Source organism: Actinomadura sp. NBRC 104412 (assembly GCF_030269515.1).
Lineage (GTDB): Bacteria > Actinomycetota > Actinomycetes > Streptosporangiales > Streptosporangiaceae > Spirillospora.
Window position 1 is genome coordinate 1 of sequence record NZ_BSTM01000038.1, and the last position, 20,605, is coordinate 20,605.

Annotated in this window: 19 protein-coding genes; 5 read left to right on the top strand and 14 right to left on the bottom strand. The window is 70.5% G+C overall.

What is annotated here, in order from left to right; genetic code table 11:
- Positions 1-373: 373 nt before the first annotated feature.
- The 5 genes from QSK21_RS31615 to QSK21_RS31635 form a co-directional block, all read right to left on the bottom strand.
- Positions 374-1,123, bottom strand: coding sequence for a Crp/Fnr family transcriptional regulator (locus QSK21_RS31615; protein WP_285701192.1), 750 nt, complete (start codon positions 1,121-1,123; stop codon positions 374-376).
- Between the two features lie 297 nt (positions 1,124-1,420).
- Positions 1,421-2,191 (bottom strand): succinate dehydrogenase/fumarate reductase iron-sulfur subunit, encoded by a 771-nt coding sequence (locus QSK21_RS31620; RefSeq protein WP_285701193.1) that lies wholly within the window; start codon positions 2,189-2,191, stop codon positions 1,421-1,423.
- Positions 2,188-4,143 carry a fumarate reductase/succinate dehydrogenase flavoprotein subunit gene (locus QSK21_RS31625; protein ID WP_285701194.1) on the bottom strand — a complete coding sequence of 652 codons (1,956 nt, stop codon included), beginning with the start codon at positions 4,141-4,143 and terminating at the stop codon, positions 2,188-2,190. Before QSK21_RS31625 ends, QSK21_RS31620 begins: the two co-directional genes overlap by 4 nt.
- A gap of 15 nt (positions 4,144-4,158) precedes the next feature.
- On the bottom strand, positions 4,159-4,962 hold the full coding sequence (sdhC, locus tag QSK21_RS31630) for a succinate dehydrogenase subunit SdhC (protein WP_285701196.1): 804 nt from the start codon (positions 4,960-4,962) through the stop codon (positions 4,159-4,161).
- 426 nt (positions 4,963-5,388) lie between these two features.
- Positions 5,389-5,928 carry a helix-turn-helix transcriptional regulator gene (locus tag QSK21_RS31635; RefSeq protein ID WP_285701197.1) on the bottom strand — a complete coding sequence of 180 codons (540 nt, stop codon included), beginning with the start codon at positions 5,926-5,928 and terminating at the stop codon, positions 5,389-5,391.
- A 149-nt stretch (positions 5,929-6,077) separates the two neighbouring features.
- Here QSK21_RS31635 and QSK21_RS31640 point away from each other — a divergent pair, with 149 nt between their 5' ends.
- Together QSK21_RS31640 and QSK21_RS31645 are read left to right on the top strand one after the other, a co-directional pair.
- Positions 6,078-7,298 carry an OmpA family protein gene (locus QSK21_RS31640; protein ID WP_285701198.1) on the top strand — a complete coding sequence of 407 codons (1,221 nt, stop codon included), beginning with the start codon at positions 6,078-6,080 and terminating at the stop codon, positions 7,296-7,298.
- Between the two features lie 340 nt (positions 7,299-7,638).
- Entirely contained in the window at positions 7,639-8,565 is a 927-nt protein-coding gene (locus QSK21_RS31645; RefSeq protein ID WP_285701199.1) for an endonuclease/exonuclease/phosphatase family protein, read from the top strand.
- 25 nt (positions 8,566-8,590) lie between these two features.
- On the opposite strand, the gene QSK21_RS31650 is transcribed toward QSK21_RS31645, so the two are convergent.
- Positions 8,591-9,436 carry a serine/threonine-protein kinase gene (locus tag QSK21_RS31650; protein ID WP_285701200.1) on the bottom strand — a complete coding sequence of 282 codons (846 nt, stop codon included), beginning with the start codon at positions 9,434-9,436 and terminating at the stop codon, positions 8,591-8,593.
- A gap of 442 nt (positions 9,437-9,878) precedes the next feature.
- On the opposite strand from QSK21_RS31650, the gene QSK21_RS31655 reads away from it, so the two are divergent.
- Positions 9,879-11,582 (top strand): LCP family protein, encoded by a 1,704-nt coding sequence (locus tag QSK21_RS31655; protein WP_285701201.1) that lies wholly within the window; start codon positions 9,879-9,881, stop codon positions 11,580-11,582.
- A 9-nt stretch (positions 11,583-11,591) separates the two neighbouring features.
- Here QSK21_RS31655 and QSK21_RS31660 read toward each other — a convergent pair whose 3' ends face one another.
- The 8 genes from QSK21_RS31660 to QSK21_RS31695 all read right to left on the bottom strand — a co-directional run bounded on the left by QSK21_RS31660 (position 11,592) and on the right by QSK21_RS31695 (position 18,287).
- On the bottom strand, positions 11,592-12,140 hold the full coding sequence (locus tag QSK21_RS31660; protein ID WP_285701202.1) for a hypothetical protein: 549 nt from the start codon (positions 12,138-12,140) through the stop codon (positions 11,592-11,594).
- Entirely contained in the window at positions 12,128-13,030 is a 903-nt protein-coding gene (locus QSK21_RS31665) for a hypothetical protein (protein WP_285701203.1), read from the bottom strand. Before QSK21_RS31665 ends, QSK21_RS31660 begins: the two co-directional genes overlap by 13 nt.
- Complete coding sequence (locus tag QSK21_RS31670; RefSeq protein WP_285701204.1) at positions 13,030-13,728, bottom strand: hypothetical protein; 699 nt, start codon at positions 13,726-13,728, stop codon at positions 13,030-13,032. Before QSK21_RS31670 ends, QSK21_RS31665 begins: the two co-directional genes overlap by 1 nt.
- On the bottom strand, positions 13,707-14,942 hold the full coding sequence (locus QSK21_RS31675; protein WP_285701206.1) for a hypothetical protein: 1,236 nt from the start codon (positions 14,940-14,942) through the stop codon (positions 13,707-13,709). The genes QSK21_RS31670 and QSK21_RS31675 overlap by 22 nt, the downstream gene beginning before the upstream one ends.
- A gap of 316 nt (positions 14,943-15,258) precedes the next feature.
- Positions 15,259-15,885 (bottom strand): prepilin peptidase, encoded by a 627-nt coding sequence (locus QSK21_RS31680; RefSeq protein WP_285701247.1) that lies wholly within the window; start codon positions 15,883-15,885, stop codon positions 15,259-15,261.
- Positions 15,886-15,946: 61 nt separating this feature from the next.
- Complete coding sequence (locus QSK21_RS31685; RefSeq protein WP_352231354.1) at positions 15,947-17,200, bottom strand: C40 family peptidase; 1,254 nt, start codon at positions 17,198-17,200, stop codon at positions 15,947-15,949.
- Between the two features lie 12 nt (positions 17,201-17,212).
- Entirely contained in the window at positions 17,213-17,827 is a 615-nt protein-coding gene (locus tag QSK21_RS31690; protein WP_285701208.1) for a hypothetical protein, read from the bottom strand.
- Between the two features lie 79 nt (positions 17,828-17,906).
- On the bottom strand, positions 17,907-18,287 hold the full coding sequence (locus QSK21_RS31695) for a hypothetical protein (RefSeq protein WP_285701209.1): 381 nt from the start codon (positions 18,285-18,287) through the stop codon (positions 17,907-17,909).
- A 323-nt stretch (positions 18,288-18,610) separates the two neighbouring features.
- On the opposite strand from QSK21_RS31695, the gene QSK21_RS31700 reads away from it, so the two are divergent.
- Both QSK21_RS31700 and QSK21_RS31705 read left to right on the top strand, forming a co-directional pair.
- The gene (locus tag QSK21_RS31700) at positions 18,611-20,023 is read left to right on the top strand and encodes a hypothetical protein (RefSeq protein ID WP_285701210.1); all 1,413 of its coding nucleotides are present in this window, start codon (positions 18,611-18,613) and stop codon (positions 20,021-20,023) included.
- Between the two features lie 28 nt (positions 20,024-20,051).
- Positions 20,052-20,447, top strand: a complete 396-nt coding sequence (locus QSK21_RS31705; RefSeq protein WP_285701211.1) for a hypothetical protein — start codon at positions 20,052-20,054, stop codon at positions 20,445-20,447.
- The last annotated feature ends 158 nt before the right edge of the window (positions 20,448-20,605 follow it).

The following is a 20,605-nucleotide window of genomic DNA, read 5'->3' on the forward strand; positions in this document are numbered from 1 at the left end:
GCACGATCTGGCGTCAGGACTCACCCGCTCCAGGCGAAGAACCAGTACTCACCCACCGGTGGCTGTCAGGCACCGAGTCTGCCAGCGACCGACCCAGCAACACCCATTAGGCGAGGAGCGCAGCTCGTGCTTGCAATAAACACAGCGCAGCTCGCGCCTGCAATAAACACCTTTCGCAACAACCTCAGCCCGTTACCTCAACCCCGAACGGCGGCCAAGCGTTGCGATCGCGACCGAAGGCAGTTCCGAGCCTGCGAGGAACTGATCGCGGAGCGAGCCCCTGGGCGAGTCGAAGCGATGCAGCGATCGCCGCAACCGCAACAAGCGACGAGCCGCCAAGGCGAGGAGCGCAGCTTGCGGTTGCCAAAAAACACTACCTCGCGTGGCGGCGTAGGGCTTGGAGGTCGTGGACGATGACGCGGCGGCGGCCGGTTTCGATCCAGCCGTGGCGGCGGAGGGTGCCGAGGGCTTTGCTGACGGCTTCGCGGGATGCGCCGACCCAGCCGGCGAGTTCTTCCTGTGTGAGGTGGAGGGTGATCCGGACGCTGGTGCCGTCGGGTTTGGCGTCGCCGGGGCGGGGTGGCCTGGTGGGGCCGTTGGGGCGGGTGGCGGCGCGTCCGCCGCCTTGTTCGTAGGGTACGCCGAAGCGTTCGGCCAGTTCGACGAGCCGTTGTGCGACGCGTCCCGTGGCGTCGAACATGCCGAATTCGAGGCGGCGGCGGTCGGCCTCCCGCCAGCGCCGGCACAGCATCTTCATGATCAGGACAGAGACCCGGCCGTGGGCGCCGAGGAAGGACATGAACTCCTCCGCGGTGATCGCGAGCAGGCGGGCCGGTTCGAGGGTGGCGACGGTGGCCGAGCGCGGTAGCCCGTCGATCGCGGCGACCTCGCCGAGCAGCGCTCCGGGGCCGCGCACGTCGAGCAGCGCCTCACCGCCGTCCAGCCGGTCGGAGTACGCCTTGACGCGGCCGGTCAGCAGCACGGCCACCCAGGTGGACTCCTCGCCCTCGCGGAAGAGCACCTCGCCGCGTTCGAGGTCGCGGTACCGGCCACGTGACTCCAGGTCACGGCGTTCCTCGGGGGTGAGCTCGGCGTAGAAGGAGCCAGGCTCGAGGGCGGTCATGCGTCAACGCTAGACGAGACGCGGAGTCCAGTAACGGGCAGCGGAATCACGAAACCATCACGCGTTCTGTGAACTTCTCCCTATTCGCAGGGCGTGTGCCGCGGGAGGGTGATTCCGGCGTGTGCGGTGGTGAGGCCGCCCCTGGGGCTTCCGGGGTCACGGTGGCGTCATGGCGTTCATGGGGAACGGCGGTGCGGCGGGCGGCGGCGACGGGGGCACGCCGCCCGCCGGCCCGTCAGGAAAGGCGAGGGTCCCGCCGGCCGGTCCTGCGCTGAAGACGGCGGCCGGCGGGGGTTCTCAGGCGGACGGGGTGTCCTGGCCCTTCTTGACGATGCCGAGCTTGCTGCCGAGCCACACGACCGGGTCGTACCGGCGGCCGACGACCCGTTCCTTCATCGGGATCAGCGCGTTGTCGGTGATCTTGATGTGCTCGGGGCAGACCTCGGTGCAGCACTTGGTGATGTTGCAGAAGCCCAGCCCGTGGTCCTCCTGGGCGATGTTGCGCCGGTCGGCCTCGTCGGCCGGGTGCATCTCCAGCTCGGCGATCCGCATGAGGAAGCGCGGTCCGGCGAAGCCGGGCTTGTTCTCCTCGTGGTCACGGATGACGTGGCAGACGGTGTTGCACAGGAAGCACTCGATGCACTTGCGGAACTCCTGCGACCGCTGGACGTCCACCTGCTGCATCCGGAAGTCGCCGGGCTTGGTGTCGCCCGGGTCGAACGAGGGGATCTGCCGCGCCTTCTCGTAGTTGTACGAGACGTCGGTGACCAGGTCGCGGATCACCGGGAAGGTGCGGATCGGGGTGACCGTGATGGTCTCGTCCGGCTCGAAGGTCGACATCCGGGTCATGCACATCAGCCGGGGCATGCCGTTGATCTCCGCGGAGCACGACCCGCACTTGCCGGCCTTGCAGTTCCAGCGGACGGCCAGGTCGGGCGCCTGGGTGGCCTGCAGCCTGTGGATGATGTCCAGGACGACCTCGCCCTCGTTCACCTCCACGGTGTAGTCGTGCAGCTCGCCCTCGCCCGCGTCGCCCCGCCAGACCCGGAACTTCGCGTCGTAGCTCATACGTCCTTCTCCTCGGTCTCGGCGGGTTCGGTCGCGGCCGCGGTCCCCGCGGGCAGTTCGTCGGCGGTGAGGTACTTCTTCAGCTCGTCGGTCTCGAACAGCGCGATCAGGTCGTCCCGCATGGGTTCCATCGGCTGCCGCTTCAGCTCGATCCGGGGCGAGTCGGGGTCGCCCGCCAGCCGGCAGACCAGGTTGACCTTCCGCCATTCCGCGGACATCTGCGGGTAGTCGTCGCGGGTGTGGCCGCCGCGGCTCTCCTGCCGTTCCAGCGCGGCCCGCGCGATCGCCTCGGAGACCAGCAGCATGTTGCGCAGGTCGAGGGCCAGGTGCCAGCCGGGGTGGTAGCCGCGCCCGTCACCGGCGGCGACCGGTTCCACGCTGACCTTGGCGACCCGCTCGCGCAGCTTGTCCAGGGCCTCCAGCGCCTGCTTGAGCTCGGACTCCTTGCGGATGATGCCGACCAGGTCGTTCATGGTCTGCTGGAGCTCGGCGTGCACGGCGTACGGGTTCTCCCCGCCTTCGCGCTTGAGCGGAGCCAGGGCCTCGGCGGTCGCGCGCTCGATCTCCTCGTCCGGTACGGCGGGACGCTCCTCCAGCCCGTCCACGTACTCGGCGGCGCCCAGGCCCGCGCGCCGGCCGAACACCAGCAGGTCGGTCAGCGAGTTGCCGCCCAGCCGGTTGGAGCCGTGCATGCCGCCCGAGCACTCCCCGGCCGCGAACAGTCCCGGGACGACGGCCGCGCCGGTGTCCGGGTCGACCTCCACGCCGCCCATCACGTAGTGGCAGGTGGGGCCGACCTCCATCGGCTCCTTGGTGATATCGACGTCCGCCAGCTCCTTGAACTGGTGGTGCATCGCCGGGAGCCGCCGCTTGATCTCCTCGGCGCCGCCGGGCATCCGGTCGACCACGGTCAGGTAGACGCCTCCGGCGGGCGATCCGCGGCCCGCCTTGACCTCCGCGTTGATGGCCCGCGCCACCTCGTCACGCGGCAGCAGCTCCGGGGGACGCCGGTTGTTGTCGGGGTCGTCGTACCAGCGGTCCGCCTCTTCCTCGGTGGTGGCGTACTGGTTCTTGAACACCTCGGGGATGTAGTCGAACATGAACCGCTTGCCCTCGGAGTTCTTGAGGATCCCGCGGTCGCCGCGCACCGACTCGGTCACCAGGATGCCCTTGACCGACGGCGGCCAGACCATGCCGGTCGGGTGGAACTGGACGAACTCCATGTTCAGCAGCGTCCCGCCGGCCAGCAGCGCGAGGGCGTGCCCGTCTCCGGTGTACTCCCAGGAGTTGGAGGTGACCTTGAACGCCTTGCCGATGCCGCCGGTCGCCAGCACCACGGCGGGGGCCTCGAACACCACGAATCTGCCGGTCTCCCGGACGTAGGCGAACGCGCCGCAGATCCTGCCCGACGGGTCGAGCAGCAGCCGGGTGACGGTGGTCTCCGCCCACACCTTGATGCGCGACTCGTAGTCGCCGGTCTCCTTGTGGTCCTCCTGCTGCAGCGCGACGATCTTCTGCTGCGCGGTGCGGATCAGCTCCAGCCCGGTACGGTCGCCGACGTGCGCCAGCCGGGGGTACTCGTGCCCGCCGAAATTACGCTGGCTGATCTTGCCGTCCTTGGTGCGGTCGAACAGCGCTCCCCAGTGCTCCAGCTCCCAGACCCGGTCCGGGGCCTCCTTGGCGTGCAGCTCGGCCATTCGCCAGTTGTTGAGGAACTTGCCGCCGCGCATGGTGTCGCGGAAGTGCACTTTCCAGTTGTCGTTGGGGTTGACGTTCCCCATCGCCGCGGCGGCGCCGCCTTCGGCCATCACCGTGTGCGCCTTGCCGAACAGCGACTTGGAGATGATCGCGGTCTTCTTGCCCTGCAGCCGCGACTCGATCGCCGCGCGCAGGCCCGCGCCACCGGCGCCGATCACGACGACGTCGTAGGTGTGCCTCTCGATCCCGGTCATGATCTACAGGCCCCCTCAGTTGAAGATTCGCAGGTCGGAAATGGTGTCGCTGGCGACCAGCGCGACGTAGAGGTCGGCCACCACCAGCGAGCCCAGCGTGATGAGGGCGTACGCGCCGTGCCTCTCGTTGAGCTTGGAGATCCGGCCCCACATCCAGTACCTGAAGGGGTGCTTGGAGAAGTTCTTCAGCCGCCCGCCGACGACGTGCCGGCAGGAGTGGCACGACAGCGTGTACGCCCACAACAGGATCACGTTGACGACCAGGATCACCGTGCCGAGCCCGATCCCGAACCCGCCGTCCGCGCCGCGGAACGCGCGGATCGCGTCATAGGTGTTGATCAGCGAGATGAGCACGGCGGCCAGCCAGAAGTACCGGTGCAGGTTCTGCCCGATCAGGGGGAACCGCCGTTCGCCTGTGTACTTCTTGTGCGGCTCCTGGACGGCGCACGCGGGCGGCGACGCCCAGTACGAACGGTAGTAAGCCTTGCGGTAGTAGTAGCAGGTCAGCCGGAACAGCAGCAGGAACGGCAGCGACACCGCCGCGAACGGGATCCAGCCCTTGGTCCCGGCCGGCAGGAACGTCCCGAACTCGGCCGCGTCACCACAGATCTCGTTGACACATGGCGAGTAGAACGGCGTCAGGTAGTGGTACTCGGGGACGTAGAAGGCGGCGCCCCAGAACGCCCGCACCGTCGCGTACACCACCCATACCGTGAAGATCACCACCATGGAGAGGGGATAGATCCGCCAGTTGTCCTTGCGGAGGGTGCGTTCCTTGATCTGGGCGCGCGCTTTGGCCGGCGCCTCCACAGTGCTCATCGTTCGCTCTCCTGAGCTCGGGTCTTCGGTCCCGTACCACGGGTGGACGCACATCCGGCGGCCCGCCGTCCCCGAGGCCCCCGCGCCGTGTCGCGACGCCGGCGCGGAGGGCGCACGCGGGCGGTGACGTAACGTGTGCGTTTCCAGCGAAGCGACTTTACGCCACCCACTGGGGGCTGTGACATACATAACAGGCAGGCCCTCATGTGAGCCTGACCACAGGCTATGCCTTCCTTCTACCACGGCGCGCGGCGGCACGACCCATAACCAGTCGCTATGGCCCCGCGGAATCGACACAAGCGCCTGAGGGCATGGGGTGACTGAGCGCCCTCGACCGACGGAACCGGAAAATGCGGCCAATGGCGCTCCGGGCGTTGGGCATCCGGAAACGGTGGCGCCAAGAGCGCGGGCGGCGGTCGGCGGACGTCAGCGGCCAAGGGTGCGGGCGAGGTGGTCCTCGGCTTCGCTGGTGCGGCCGTTCCCGTACACGCGCAGGACCTCGGCCAGCTCCGGGTAGTAGGCGTCGATCAGCTCGGCGGCGCCCTCGATCTCGTTCGCGGACGCGACCGCGCGCAGCAGCGACTGCAACACGCGCGCCGGCGACTCCACGGGGACGCGCTCGCTGGACACCCGGACGCCGCCCGAGGTGGTCGCCGCGGTCTCACCCCGTATCCGGCGCAGGCGCTCCTTCACGTCCGCCGGCGAGAGCGCGTCGAATCCGGGGTCGGCCGCGAGCTCCTCGACCGCCGCCAGGCGATGCAGCACCGAGGGGTTGCTGATCTTGGCCCGCTGGGCGGACATGAGCTGGGAGAGCATCGGCGCCGACAGGCCCAGCACGCCCGCCAGCCCGGACTGCGACAGGCCCAGCCGGTCGAGCAGCCTGCGGAAACGCTCCCCCAGCGGCTCGCCGTACCACTCGGTCTGCAACGCCCGGTTCCGGGCAACGGTGTCCTCGGCGACGCCCACGTCGCAACCCCCTTGACTGTTCGCAAGTGCAAACACTATCTTCTCGACTGCACACGCGCTCGGCACCTTCCATGGTGCCACGGGGGCGCGCTTTTGCACGTGTGACGAACCGGCCCACCGGGGCCACGCGAGTCGAGGGGATCGCGCACATGGACATCAGGCGAACGACGACCGGGATCGCCGGCGAGCACGGGAGGCCGACCACCAGAGTCCTCACCGCCATCGCCACCGCCACGCTCAGCGCCGTCCTGCTGACCACCACCGCGTGCGTCGGCAACGGCGGCGACCCGCCCGGAGGCGGCGGCCCGGCGCGCGCGGGCTCCACGCCCTCCATGCCCTCCATGCCCTCCTCGTCCCCCACTGGACCCGAGCCCACCTCCTGCCCGAACGGGGGCAAGCTGATCAAGGCCGTGGAGATCCCGGCGGTGCACACCGAGCCGCAACGCATCCCCGAGGCCACCATCGGCGGGGAGAAGGTCCCCGGGGCCACCATTCCGGGGATCGACATCCCCGCCCGGCGCATCCCAGCGCAGTGCGTGGACATCAAGCCCGCGCCCGGCGGCTGCCTCAGCGCCGTCGACATCCCGGGCGTCACCATCCCTGAAGTGACCCTCCCCGGCTACGAGATCCCCGGGGTGGACGCCGGTGGCGTCAAGGTAGACCCGGTGCGCATCGACGCCGTCACCATCGCCCCGGTCTCCGTCGACGCCGTCCATGTGGACGAGGTCTGCCAGAGCAAGCCGTCCGAAGAAGGGGAGTACGTCGCCTCGGTCTACCGCGCTTCTGCCTACCGGTCCTCGGTCTACCGGGCGTCGGCCTACCGTGCATCCGGCTACCGGCCGAGCGCCTGCAACGACGACGACCAGTGCATCCCGGCGGTGCGCGTTCCGGCCGTGAGCGTCCCCGCCGTGAGCATCCCGCCGGTCAGCGTCCCCGCGGCCTCCCTCAAGGCGTACACCGCCGGCCGGGGCCAGGTGCTCAAGGGCGGGGACGGCTCCATCGCCTACAACGTCGAGGCCGACGTGCTGTTCGACTTCGGCCGCTCCGACATCAAGCCGGCCGCCGCCGCAGAACTCCAGCGCATCGCCGCCTCCCTCAAGAGCGAGGTCCCCGGCGACGCGCCCATCCAGGTCGACGGCCACACCGACGCCAAGGGCGACCACCCGTCCAACCAGCGTCTCTCCGAGCAGCGCGCCCGCGCCATCGTCGACTGGCTCGCCACCAAGGGCGGCATCGATCGCGGCCGTCTCAAGGCCACCGGCTACGGCGAGACCAAACCGGTCGCCGCCAACACCACCGCCACGGGGGCCGACAACCCCGAGGGCCGGGCCAAGAACCGCCGTGTGGTGATCTCCGCCAGACCGTCCTGACCCCACCCGATCGGGGCGGGTGGCGCACGAGTGGCGCCCGGGGGCAACGGTCCGCCGGAATCACCACGCGGCTAGCCCCAATTCACCGCAAATATGATCAAATAGGGCATTTGTGTCACGGACGGGGCTGTGCATGATGGTCTCACGGGGTGCGCGGGGGTGTGCGTACGTGACATCGGTCTACGGCCTGTGGCCGGCGGCACGCGTATAGGCGTGTGCCTAGCGAAAGGTGGTCGCCGGGAATGCGGACGGGCTCGGAGCTCAGGGTTCGGCGGGTCGGCATCGTCGCGATGCCTGTTGTCCGGGTTGCGGCCGCCCGACGTGCCGAGCCTCCCTCCTCATGCAAGCCCCGTCCGGCCCGGGGGCTCGCGGGCACCACGGCATCCTCGCCACCGCGCTGACCGCGCTCCTCATGCTGCTGTCACTCGCGGCGGTGTCGCACGTCCGCGCCTTGACCACCCCGGCGGTCACGACCGCTGCACGCGGTAACGGCGTCCGTTTGCGCGTCGCGTCCTACAACATCCATGCCGGCACCGGGACGGACGGGCGCTTCGACTTCGCACGCCTGACCGCCGCCATTAGGGCACTGGGCGCGGACGTCATCGGGCTCCAGGAGGTCGACGTCCACTGGTCCGCCCGCAGCCAGTGGCGCGACCTCGCCGGTGACCTGGCCCGCGCCACCGGCATGTCGGTGCGCTTCGGCCCCATCTACGACCTCGACCCGCCCGCCGAGGGCGCGCCACGCCGCCGGTACGGGAACGCCATCCTGTCGCGGTATCCGATCGTGGCGTCCCGCAACCACGAGATCACCCGGCTGTCCACGCAGGTCCCCGACCCGCGGCCGGAACCGGCCCCCGGCCTCCAGGAGGTCGTGATCAACGCGCGCGGCGCCCGTGTCCACGTCTACTCCACGCACCTCGACTACCGCGAGGACCCGGCGGTCCGGCAGATGCAGGTGGACGACACCCTCAAGATCCTGGCCGAGGACGGCCGCGGGCACCGCTCCGCCCCGCAGGTGCTCGTCGGGGACTTCAACGCGCGCCCGGACGCCGCCGAGCTCGCGCCCCTCTGGAAGACCCTCAACGACGCCTGGACGGCCAGGGAACCCAGCGCCGGTGGTATGACCTACCCGGCCACGTCCCCGGCGCTCCGCATCGACTACATCGCGGTCTCGCGTTCGGTCGAGGTCGAGGCCGTCCACGTCGCGGCGGCCTCCGCCTCGGACCACCTCCCTGTGGTCGCCGACCTCCACGTCTTCCGCCGGTGACCCGGCACGCCGACCGGCCGGGATGTCAGGGCGGGCCCAGGTGGTCGAAGATCTGCAATGGCTCGCCGTCCCGCGTGCGGGCGGGCAGCTCGATGGCGAGCCCGCAGCCCGCCAGCTCGCGCCGGGCGTCCTCCGCGGTCGGGGTACGGTCGCGCGGGTCGGGGGCGCACAGGTGCTCGACGACGTCCCAGAGCCGCTGCGGTACGCCGGGAGGCGGGGCCGGCCCCAGGCGCTGCCTGGGCTCGGGATCCCCCGCGCCCGTCAGCAGGCGCCAGCCGACCATGCCCGCGGCGTACAGGTCCTGGGCGGGGCCGGACTGGTCCCGGTCCAGGACTTCGGGTGCGAGATAGCCGGGCGTTCCGACCGTGAACCCGGTCGTCGTGAGGCGCATCCCGTCGTCGCTGAGAGCGATCCCGAAGTCGGCGACACGGATGTGCGGCGCGCCGACGGGGCTCGGCTCCAGCAGGAGATTGGCGGGCTTCACGTCCCTGTGGACGACCCCGGCGGAATGGATGTGGCCCAACGCCGACAGCAACTGGTCGAGCACCTCGGCGGCGTACGCGGGCGGCAGGACCCCGTAGTCGCCCAGCAGTGTCTCCACCGAGCCGCCCCTGACCAGCTCCATCGCCAGGAGCACGTCATCGTCGGCGGGGTACCAGGCGTACGGGGTCACCACATGCGGATGGGCGAACCGGATCGCCCGCTCGCGAACCACGCGCAGCATGGCCGTCCGCCCGGAGCCGCGCACCAGCTTCGCCGCGCAGTACCGCTGTCTGTGCTGGTCATAGGCCCGCCATACGCGGCCCGACCCGCCCGCCCCGATCCTGTCGAGCATGGTGAACCGCCCGCCGACGATCCATCCAGCGCTCACGGCACCGATCGTACGAAAACCGAACCCGGTCCGTGTCCGAATCGGTACCGCCTGAAGGCGGAGCGCGAATATCGCACCGGCCGGCCAATGCCCATTGGCATAAGTCGACGAAGTTCACGCCCGCGTGAGCGGAGACCCTTACCAGCCGCCCCTTCATCGCACTCCCCGCCACAGCGGCATCACAGTTCACAGGTCAGTGGGGCCGTGATTCCCGGCCCCTTTGAGAGGGCGGGGGATAACCGGGTTTTATGTTCCCGATGGCGCCGGCGGCCGGTCACGGAGCGGAATTGAACGAGCACACAGCACACATCACACCGCGCGAATCGGGTCATGTGTGGCAACGTCTGAAGGTGATCAGGCATCCAACTAGTGAACGGCGCGACCATTCACGGTATCGACGCCCGACACAGCCCTGGACAGGGCCCGTGCGAGACAGGATCGGATGAGCGAGAACGAGCCCCGCCGCGAAGACCTCCCAGAGCACACCGGCGCTCCTGGTGACGGGGAAACGTCCACCGCCCCTTCCGATGCGGCCGGCGGTGAAGCCGGGCCGAAGAACGAGGAGGACGCCTCGGCGGCCGACGCCACCCGCACCCAGGACGATGACGAGCCGAAAGCCGTCCCGGACGAGCCCAAAGCCGCCCAGGACGAGGCCGCCGCCGCGGACAAGCCCGAAGCCCTTGAGACCGAGGCTCCCGACGCCGACGCACCTGCGGACGAGGCTTCCGCGGACGAGGCTTCCGCGGACCAGGACGGCACCGGCCGGAAGAGGCGTAAGCGGCAGCGGAAGGTCCGCTCCCGGCGGCAGCGGATCCTGCGGCGGACGGTGGCCGGTCTGGCCGTCCTCGTGCTGCTCACCGGTGCGGGAGCGGTCGCGCTGTACCACGACATCATGGGCGGGATCGAGCAGAAGGAAGCCGAGGGGCAACTGGGCGTCAACCGTCCGCCGAAGCTCAACAAGTCGCTGAACATTCTGCTCATCGGATCCGACAGCCGGGACGGCGCGAACGCGCGGTACGGCGCCGCCGCCGGCATGTCGGGCGCGCGATCCGACACCACGATCCTGCTGCACCTGTCGCCCAACCGGGATCAGGCGGTCGGCGTCAGCTTCCCCCGCGACTCGATGGTGCGCATCCCCGAATGCAAGAAGGAGAAGGGCGGGACCGTTCCAGGACGGTTCGGGATGCTGAACACCGCGTTCGCCTTCGCGGGGCCGACCTGCACGTGGAAGACCCTGGAATCGCTCACCGGCATCCACATCGACCATTTCGTCCAGGTCGACTTCACCGGGTTCAAACGGATGGTGGACGCCCTGGACGGGGTGGAGATCTGCGTCGACCGTGCGGTGAACGACCCCCGCGCCGAGCTGTACCTCAAGGCGGGGAAGCAGACCGTCAAGGGCGAGGACGCCCTCGGCTACGTGCGCGCCCGCTACTCCCTCGGCAACGGCTCCGACCTCGAACGCATCGAACGCCAGCAGAAGTTCATGGCGTCGGTCGTCAACAAGGCCACCAGCAGCGAGGTGCTGACCGACCCGGCCAAGACCTACAAGTTCCTCAAGGCCGTGTCCAAGTCGATCACGACCGATGACGAGCTGGACCGGGGCGCCATGCTGAAGCTGGCCGAGGGGCTGCGGGGCATGAGCGCGGGCCAGGTCCGCTTCGTCACCGTCCCGGTGAAGCGGTACGGGCCTGACCCCAACCGCGTCCAGTGGGACGCCGACCAGGCCGGGCCGCTCTTCGACGCCATCAAGCGCGACAACGACCTGCCGGCGGAGCCGGCGAAGCCCGTCGCCGAGCAGCAGCCGCCGCCTCCGGACAAGGTGAAGGTCACCGTCGTGGACGCCGGCGCCCCGGACACGCTCGTCCGGCGGATCGTCACCCAGCTCAAGCGGCGCGGCTTCATCGTGGTCGGCAAGGTCGCGAAGGCACCGGACGCCGGGGAGAGCCGCATCACCCATTCCGCCGCCGCGGAGGCCCAGGCGACGGCGCTGGCGCGGGCCGTTCCCGACGCGCTGCTCACCCCGGACGCCAAGGCCCCGGCGGACGGCGTGCGGCTGATCATCGGCAAACCGGGCGTTCGGATGGCGCCCCCGCCCATCACGAACATCAAGGGCGTCAAGGCGGACCGCAACCCCTGCAAGTGAGGCCAGGCCCTAGCGGTCGACCCGCACGTCCGGTGCCAGCCGGGCGACGGCCGCGGACAGCTTCCGAGGGTCCAGTCGCCAGCCGTCGACCAGGCGGGCGGCGAGCCGGCGGCGCCCCGACGGGCCGTGCACGATCAGGCGGTTCCAGGTGGCCGCCGCGCCCGCTCCCGAGCGGACGCCCTGGACACGGCGGAGCTGCACCCGCGACACCTCGTTCCAGGGGAGGCGGCGCGACCCGGCGGGCGGCAGCAGGCCGGGACCGAGGTAGAGGCCGTGCTGGTCGGCGGCGAACGCGACGCGGCGCCGGACCGTCCAGACGATCTGGACAAAGGCGCCGATGATCAGCAGGACACCGAGCACCACGGCCGGAACCGACAGCACCGCTGACAGCGTGTCGAGCGGACCGCGCTCCGGCCCACCGAGCACGGACGTCTCATCGGACGCGTTCAGCCGTTCCCAGTTGCCCCAGGGCAGGACCACCAGCAGGCCCCCGGCCAGCAGCAGCCGCGCCGGCAGCGATCCCCGATAGCGCTCCACGTAGGCGTTCAGCGAGACCACCTCCGATTGAGAACGTGGGCAAGGGGCAGGGCGAGCACACACCCGGCCGCGGCACCTCCCAGTGTCCAGAGCACAAGACCGGCACCGTCCGGCACCACCCGGTCGAAGCCCCCGCCGAACAGCACGGACGGCAGCGCCACCGCCGCCAGGAGCGGCGGCCCGCAGGCGGCGGCCGCCCAGGCCGACGGCCGGTTCGCCATGGACGGCAGGAACGCGATGGTCGCCGCGACGGCCGCCATGGCGGCGACCGCGTGCGCGCGGGGCGTCCAGGTCCGCAGGTCGGCGGCGGCGCGCGCGGCGCCGGCCAGCCCGATCTGCGAGGAGGTGACGGCCGCGTCCGACAGCAGCGCCTGGGCCAGGACCGTCCGCGCCGACAGGGCGAACAGCAGCGCCAGCGCCGCCGCCACCATCGGCGGCACCAGGACGGAGCGGCGGACGGCGGCGTAGCCGAGGGCGACACCGGCTCCGACCGCGACCTCCGCCGCCAGGACGGGCAGGAGCAGGCCGGTCGAGCGCGGGACGCCGAGCATCGGGCGCCCGGCCAGCAACGGCAGCAGCACCACGCAGACCAGCACCGTCGCGACCACCGCCCGCTGGCTCGTCTCGGTGACCACGCCGTCCCGGCGGTCGTCCGCGCTCACCGCCAGGTACGCGCCGACCGCGGTGGCCAGCAGGACGGCCTGGAGCAGCAGCGGCGCGGTGGCGGCGATCACCTCGTCGTTCACGGTCCGGATCCCGCCCAGGCCGGGGATGCCCAGCCCCCATCGGATCCCCGCCTGCGCGCTGAACAGCAGGGCGAGGGCGGCCAGGCAGCCCGGCAGCGGGCCGCCCGGCACGGTCGTGATCCGCCCGTGGCGGCGGACGCCCGTGGGCAGGCCGTAGGCGTTCATCACACGAACCTGAAGGACGAGCGGACGGACGAGACCAGCCCCTGCGATGCCTCGTACCGGGAGGCGGTGAAGATCATCCGGATGTCGACCACCCGGCCCTGGGGCGTCTTGGTGAACAGGTCGACCTGGCGCAGGTCCAGCCCTTCCGGACTCCGGTACGCCTTGCGGACCTCCCAGCCCTCGGCGCCGTCCAGCTCGATCCGCTGCCTGCCCAGCAGCCGGAACGCATCGGACGCGCGGCTGAACGCCACGAAGTCGTCGGTGATCCGGGCGAGCGGGAACGGGAGGTCCTCGTTCACGAGCACGTCGAAGGACGACTGCATCGTCGTGCCGTCCCGGCTGCTCACGCCCACCTCGAACGCCGCCTTCGGCACCACGGTGTGGCCGGGGACCTTCGTCCAGCCCTCCGGGTAGCCGACGGTGAACCCCTGGCCCCGGTAGGTCGCGAGCCGCACGCCCGCCTCCGGACTGGCCGGGGAGGTCTGGGACGCCCTGTGGGAGCCCGCGCCGGCCCCGGGCTCGTCGCCCCCGCCGCCTTCGCCTCCGCAGCCCGCGACCGTCAGCGCCGTGACCGCCAGCAATGCGGCACCGCAGGCGAGGACCCGGACCCGCCTTACGCCCCGTATCGCCCTCATCGGCCGGGAGCAGGGGCGCGCCGTTCCGCGCGGGAAGGAGGTCACGGCCTGCACCCGCTCCATGGTTTCCGCTCCCCCGTTCTGGCATCGACGATCGCCGCGTCGCGGAGGGTCAGCTGGGTCTGCTCGGAGGAGACCTCGAAGGCCCCCAGCTTCACCCCGAACGATCCGGACACGTCGAAGCCGTCCTTGGAGTACTCACGGTCGTAGTTCATGTTGTAGATCGTGCCCTTGTCCGTCACCAGGTCGCCGAAGTCGTCGGCGAGCCCTTGCATGCCGCCGGGATAGGTCCCGTCGACCGCCTTGGACGGGTTGAGCAGCCCGTCCACGACGCGCTGGGCGAACGGGTCGTTGGCCAGCGGGATGTGGATCTGGGTCGTGGACTGGCCGCCGCCCCCGTCCTTCCACAAGGTCCACTTGCCGCCGCCGCCCTTGGTGCCCTGCGGTCCCCCGTCGTCGGTGGGGTTGCCGTCGGGATCGGGCGGGCCGTTCTTCTTGCGGTCGGGGGACCAGGTCTTGCCCACGTCCACGCTGGCGTCCCAGCTACTGCCCGTGTCGGAGGTGAGGATCGCCTTGGTCGGACGGCCGTTCCTGTCGTAGACGATCGAGATGATCGTCCCGTTGGCCCAGTCCTTCTGCGCACCCGCCTCGGCGATCACGATGCCGACCGCGCCGTTGATGCCGTAGGTCTCGTTGGTCTTGTAGCTCTTGATGGACGTGCCGTCGCTGTTGCGGGTCGTGCCGATCTCCGACGCGTTCTCGTACTTGCCGCCGCCCGACACGATGGCGAACGAGCCGTCCACCTTCACGTATCCGGCGGTGCTCTCGCCGTAGTACGTCGAGTACGGGATCCCCATCCGGTCGGCGACCTTGAAGGGCAGTTCCTTCAGCTCGCCCAGCGCGTCGATGCCCTTGGTCGACAGCAGCCGCCTGCCCTCCGCGGTCACGGCCTCGTTGAAGGCGTCGCGCTGCGCGGCGTTCTTGAACTTCCAGGTGGTGGACGAGTGCGCGCCCCAGTCCATCCCGCCGCCGCCCGCGATGCCGGCGCCCTTGCCCTTGAGGGTGAACCCGATGCCGGCCTCGATGACGAACCCGTTCTTGGAGTCGGTGCCGGTGGTCTCCCAGATCTCCCCGTTGGACCGCCGCGTCAGGATGGAACGCCGCTTGTCCTTGTCGCTGTAGAAGATGATCTGCACGTTGTTGTTGTGCTCGGAGATCATCTCCTCGGTGTTGCACGGCAGCGCCTCCGGCGGGGGTTCCTGGGATGGGGCTGCCACGGACACGGATCCAGCGAGAAGATCTTGCAGATCGACCGGGCCACGCTGTCGGTCACCGCCGTGGGCAGGCCCGTCAGCGCGACGGCCGCGACACCCGCGACGATCCCGAGTAAGGCGACGTACTCGTAGAACGAGGCCCCCGTGTCGCGGCCCCGGCGGTGTCCATCGTTCATCGCCTCAGCGTGACCGCGCGACGACCCACGCGACAGAGCCCAGAGGCCCACTCAGGGGGCCCAGACACCTCGGTGCGGTGGTGCCCCGGTCCTGGGCCCCGCCCGATACGCGACCGGACGGGAGACCGCGACCGCGCCGGACGTCAGGTGGCCGGCCAGAGGATGCCGATCAGGGTGCCGGCCAGCATGAACGGCCCGTAGGGAAGCTCGGACTTCCAGGAGCTACGGCGGGCCAGGACCAGCGCCACGGCGACGATCCCGCCGAGGATCGCACCGGCGACCACGCCGGTCACCCACGCGTCCGCGCCGAGCCAGCCGAGGTAGAGGCCCAAAACGCCGGACAGCTTCATGTCGCCGCGGCCGATCGCCTGCGGCAGGAGGAAGTGCTGGAGAAAGTAGATGACCCACAGCACGCCCATCCCGATGAGCGCGTACACCAGACGCTGGACGCCGTCGTCGGCGAAAGGCGCCGCGCCGGCCAGGAGAACGGGCCCCACCACGTAGGACGTCAGCGTGAACCGGTCGGGCAGGCGCTTCACCTCAAGGTCGATGAACGCCAGCAGCGTCCCGACCGCGCCGAGGTAGAGGTAGGCGGGCAGCACCGCCGAGGCGCCGAACCGCCACCCGAACGCGGCGAAGACGGCGGCCGTGGTACCCGCGACCGTCCACCGGCGCGCGGTGGTGAGCTCGTCGCAGTACCGCTCGGCCTGCGGGGCCAGCGCCCAGCCGGCGGCCAGGCCGGCCACCGCCGCGATCGAGGCGACGAGCATGCTGTTCACGTCTCTGCCATCCCGTCGAGGTCAGGCGCGCGCGTCCCGGCTGACGGCGGGCTCACCTGCTGTCGTCGTACGGCCGCCCGAACCCGGACGGATTGCGGCCAGCGTAGTTGGCGTACCTCACGCGCAGCCCCGTGCGCGGCGCCTCGATCATGATCTGCCGCTTCGCGTCCACCACCAGGCCCACATGGTGTGGCGGCATCCCGAAGAACACCAGGTCGCCCTCCTTCACGGCACCCGGGGACACGTGGCGGACGAACGGCCACTGCGTGTAGGTCGTACGCGGGATCGCGATGCCCGCCGCCCGGTACGCCATCTGCACCAGCGAGGAACAGTCGCAGTTGTACGGGGTGGCGCTCGCCCGGCTCGGCGCCGTGCAGGTGCCTCCCCACTGGTACCAGGTGCCGAGCTGCGCCATGGCGAAGGCGATCGCCCTCTTGACCTGCTCGGGCGTGCCCGGCGGCAGCGGGCCCGGCGGAGGCAGCGGCCCGGCGGGGCCCATCCCGTAGGGCATGCCCGTGTACGGGTTGGGGTCCTCCTTGTCGACCAGCCGGAGCTTGAAGACCCTGCCGACCCGCTCGCGGCTCACGTTGGGCCACACCTTGCTGCCGCCGCAGCGAAGCTCGGCCGGGATCGGCGAGCCGCCGCCGTCGGGCGTCCCGGCGCCCGGCATCCAGACGTAGGTGCAGGCCGGAATGATCGCCTTGGCGATCGCGGTGGCCCTGCCCCGGCGGCCGATGCCCTTCTCTCCGGAGGAGTCGGTGCACAGGCCGCGGCCCGCCGCCTTGTCCCTGCGCTCCTGAGGGGTCAGCTCCCGGTCGTCCTTGAGCTGGCACTCCGTGGTATCGACGGTCACCTTCGCGACGAGGCCCAGCATGTGGGACTGGCGGACGTCGCCGACCACCGTCGTGTCGTTCTTGGCGGCGTACTTCCGCGCCTCGTCGCCGGCGTCGGCGCCGGTCGCCCAGTAACCGATCCAGTCGGGCGGGATGCCCCGCACCGCCAGGTCGACCGCGTGCTCGCGGAGCGGCGCGACGGCCCCGAGCGCCGCGGCGTCCGCACCCGTCTGCGCCCGCGTCCGCAGGTCGTTCAGGTGCGTGACACGGAAGAGCATCACCGAGCCGAAACTCATCACCAGGGCGATTCCGGCCACCATGATGGTCGTTCCCGCGCCTTTGTCGCGGTGCTCCCTACACCCCGCGGCCCTGCGCCACTGAAACATCCGTCCAACCCCGTCGAGACGCCCCGGTACGATCGCAAACGCTTTCGGGAAGACTAGAATTGGGCGATCATCTGGAACAGGGCCCATGGGCCCAATCGCTCACCGATTCCCGTCGCCGTCACCGAACCAATTGGCGATGAGCAGGCCCAGCGCCGCGCCCAGTACCGACCCGGTCACGTACACCAGCGCCGCCGGCCCGGGGGCCGCCACCGGAAATCCAATGATCACTCCGCCCGACGCGGCCAGCGGCGGAACGGACGCCGGCGCGATCATCCGGAACGGCCCGGTACCCCTTTGATAAAAGCCGGCGACCACAACGCAGAGGACGCTGGTCACAAGGCAGGGGACGTGGACCCGGAGCGCGTCCCCCAGCTCGCTGACCGGGACACCGCCGACTCCGGGGGGCGGCGTCAGCCGCGCCGTCACCAGAACCCCGAGGAACCAGACCGCCAGTGCCGCCGCCCAGGAAGTGACCAGCCGCGCCGCCGGGGCTCCCGGCCGGGCGGAACGGCCGTCCGGGCGCGGAACCCACGCCAGTTTCGTCTCCGCGCCCCGCACCGCTCGGGGACGCACGGCGGGCCGGTAGGCCGAGCCCGTCCCCAGTGAGCCCGCGCGCTCGTCCTGCCAGCCGCGCCGCCGCTCGGCGGCATCCGCCTCGCCGCCCGGCCCCCACGCGGGCGGGACGCCGGCCTGGCCGCCCCTGGAATCGTTCATGCCGGAAAGGTAGGCCCGCTCCGGCCGTCCGCCCAGGGTCCGCGGGCTCAACCAGGGGCCCAGGCCAGGGGAAGGCGGCTCAGAAGTAGCCGCCCGCGCCGCCCACGGGAGCGCTCCCCGCGAAATGGCTCTTGCTCTCGGGCCGGAAGAGCAGCACGAGCAGCACGATCGGGATGATCAGGTTGACGACGCCCTGCGGATCGCCCTGGCCGATCCGGCCCAAGGACAGCAGGATGTAAAAGATTTCCAGAGCGATGATCCCCCTGCGCAGCCGCGTGCCGCCGCCGGGGATCCTCAGCGCCAGCACCAGGCTCAGCACGCCCGGGAGCGTGTACCAGATCGCCGTTCCGAGGGTCTCGGCGCTCATCCCCACCGCCGCCAGGAATCCCAGCGTGGTCAGAAAGGTGAGCCCGGCGACCACGAACATCAAAGTCCGGGTGGTCCGCACGCTTTTCGGCATCACGCCCTCCCCGGCTCCTCGGCCACTGTCAGCGGATCACGGAATCCGCGTCGTTGCCCTTTGGCCCAACCGTACACCGCGATGGTCGGGAATTACGGCGGCCTTCTCGAATTAGGCCCGCACTAGGCCCCCTTGTTAGGCCCCTGGACCCATCCCTTCGTTAGTCGCCGCCCCTTACTCTCGCACGGTCGGGGGGATCGACGCGGAGGTTGACCGGCGTGGTGGGCTTTTGGACGAGAGCCGCCCAAGGGCGGGGCGACCGCGGTGCGTCATTCTATGAATATGCGGCGCTGCTCGCGGTGGTCAGCGGCATCATCACGGCGATGTTCCTCGCCAATATCCCGCAGACGGTCACGGCCAAAACCGGCGCCATCATCTGCAAGGCGTTCGGCGGCTCCGACTGCGGCGGCGACGGCGGCGACCCCCGGGCAGGGGACGACCGGACCGGGAACGAGCAGGGCGGCGACGACGGGGACGGTGACGGGGACGACGGCTCCGACTGGGGCCCGTTCAACTTCCTCAAGGGACCGTGGAGCACCGTCTACCAGATCGGCGACGCCGTCGTGGACGACGTCACCGGCATCATCGACCTCGTCAAGGACCCGTCCGCCATCGTCGACGCGGTCACGTACATCGTCGAGAACCCGATCGACGCCGCCAAGCAACTGGTCTGGGACGACGAGACCCAGGACCTCTGGGACAAGGGCGACTACTGGGGCGTCGGCGGACGCCTCATCTGGAACATCGGCTCCTGGGCGATCCCGTACGTCAACATCGGCAAGGCCGCCGGCAAGGTCGGCAAACTCGGCAAGCTAGGCAAGATCGCCGGTTCCGCCGGCAAGGTGAGCAAGCTCGCCAGAGAGGCCCAGGAGGCCGCGGCCAAGGCGAAACGGCTGGCGGACTCCGGCGACCTCGACGGCGCCCGCAAGGCGGCCGAGGAGGCTCGCCGCAAGGCCGACGAGGCACGGGAGGAGGCCAGGCGCGCGGGGTGCAAGGCCATCTCGCTCGGCCCGCCGCGGCCTACCGGCGGCGGTGCGCTCTTCGGCAGGCTCGGCGGTGTGGCCGTGGCCGCCGGTGCCGCGGCCACCGCGCCCGAGGAGCCGTGCAAGAACGCCTCCGACGCGCAGCAGGCCCGCGACGCCGCCCAGCGCGCGGTGGAGCGCGCGCAGCTCAAGAAGGACATCGAGGCCGCCAGTAAGGCGGGCAGGTTCGACGACGCCGACCGGCTCGTCCAACGGCTCCAGGCCAACGCCGACGCCGCCCGCGAGGCCGCGCGCAAGAACCCGACGCAGGCCAACAAGGACGCCGCGAACCAGGCCCAGCGCGAGGTGGACGCGATCCGCAACAAGCTCGTCGACGACAAGATCGACCACAAGGCGCGCTCGTCCAGCCCCGACGACCGGCTGGAGGCCAAGACCGCCAAGGCGATCCGCGGCATCGTGCGCGACTTCGACCGGGGGATCGACAACCCCGCCGGCGGCCGCCTGGGCCAGATCGACATCGAGACCAACAAGGCGATCATCGAGGTGTCCAACGGCACGAACGCCAACAAGGCGACCCAGGTGAAAAGCCGCCTGTCCGATCCGCGGATCAACCCCTCCGGCAAGTCCATCGTCGTGTACGCGCCGAAATGGACCTACGCGCAGGTGAAGGAGTACGCGTCGCAGGGCATCACGGTGGTCCGCAACGAGGGCGAGCTCAAACGCTACCTTCGGGGCCTGGGAGAGAACATCTGAGCGGGGACGGCGGCGTGCCGGAGGAGCGATGGGTTCCAAGATTCTGCTGGTGTCCGACACGGTCATCGATCCCGAGCGGTTCCTGGACGTGATCGAGCGGATGGGCGGGCTGCGCCGCCCCACCGAGTGGTACAACGGGCAGCTCAGCCGCGGCCAGGCCCATGTCTCCGTCCTGGTGGATCCCGATCTGGTGCCCGACGTCGACGTCGAGCAGTGGGTGCGGTACGACGAGAAGCTGGGCGCGACGGCGCGCAGCCTGGTCGCCCTGGAGCTGGCCGGTCCCAGCGAGGCGCTGGCGATGGAGGTCGTCGAGGCCGCCTCGGAACACTGGCATCTGATCGTCGACGACGACCACGGCCGACTGTTCACCATCGACGAGCTGCGCGCCTATCCACCCAGCAAGCTGCCATTCAAGGGCCGGTGACGGCCGCGTCCGGCTCGCCGCGCCCGAGCGCCCTATTCGCCGGGACGCGGTGGGGCACGTCCGCGAAGCTCATGAAGCGCGAGGCCAGCCGTGTCACGGCGACGGACCCCGCGTGACACCGCGTCTACGGCCAGCTATTCACCATCAACGAGCTGCGC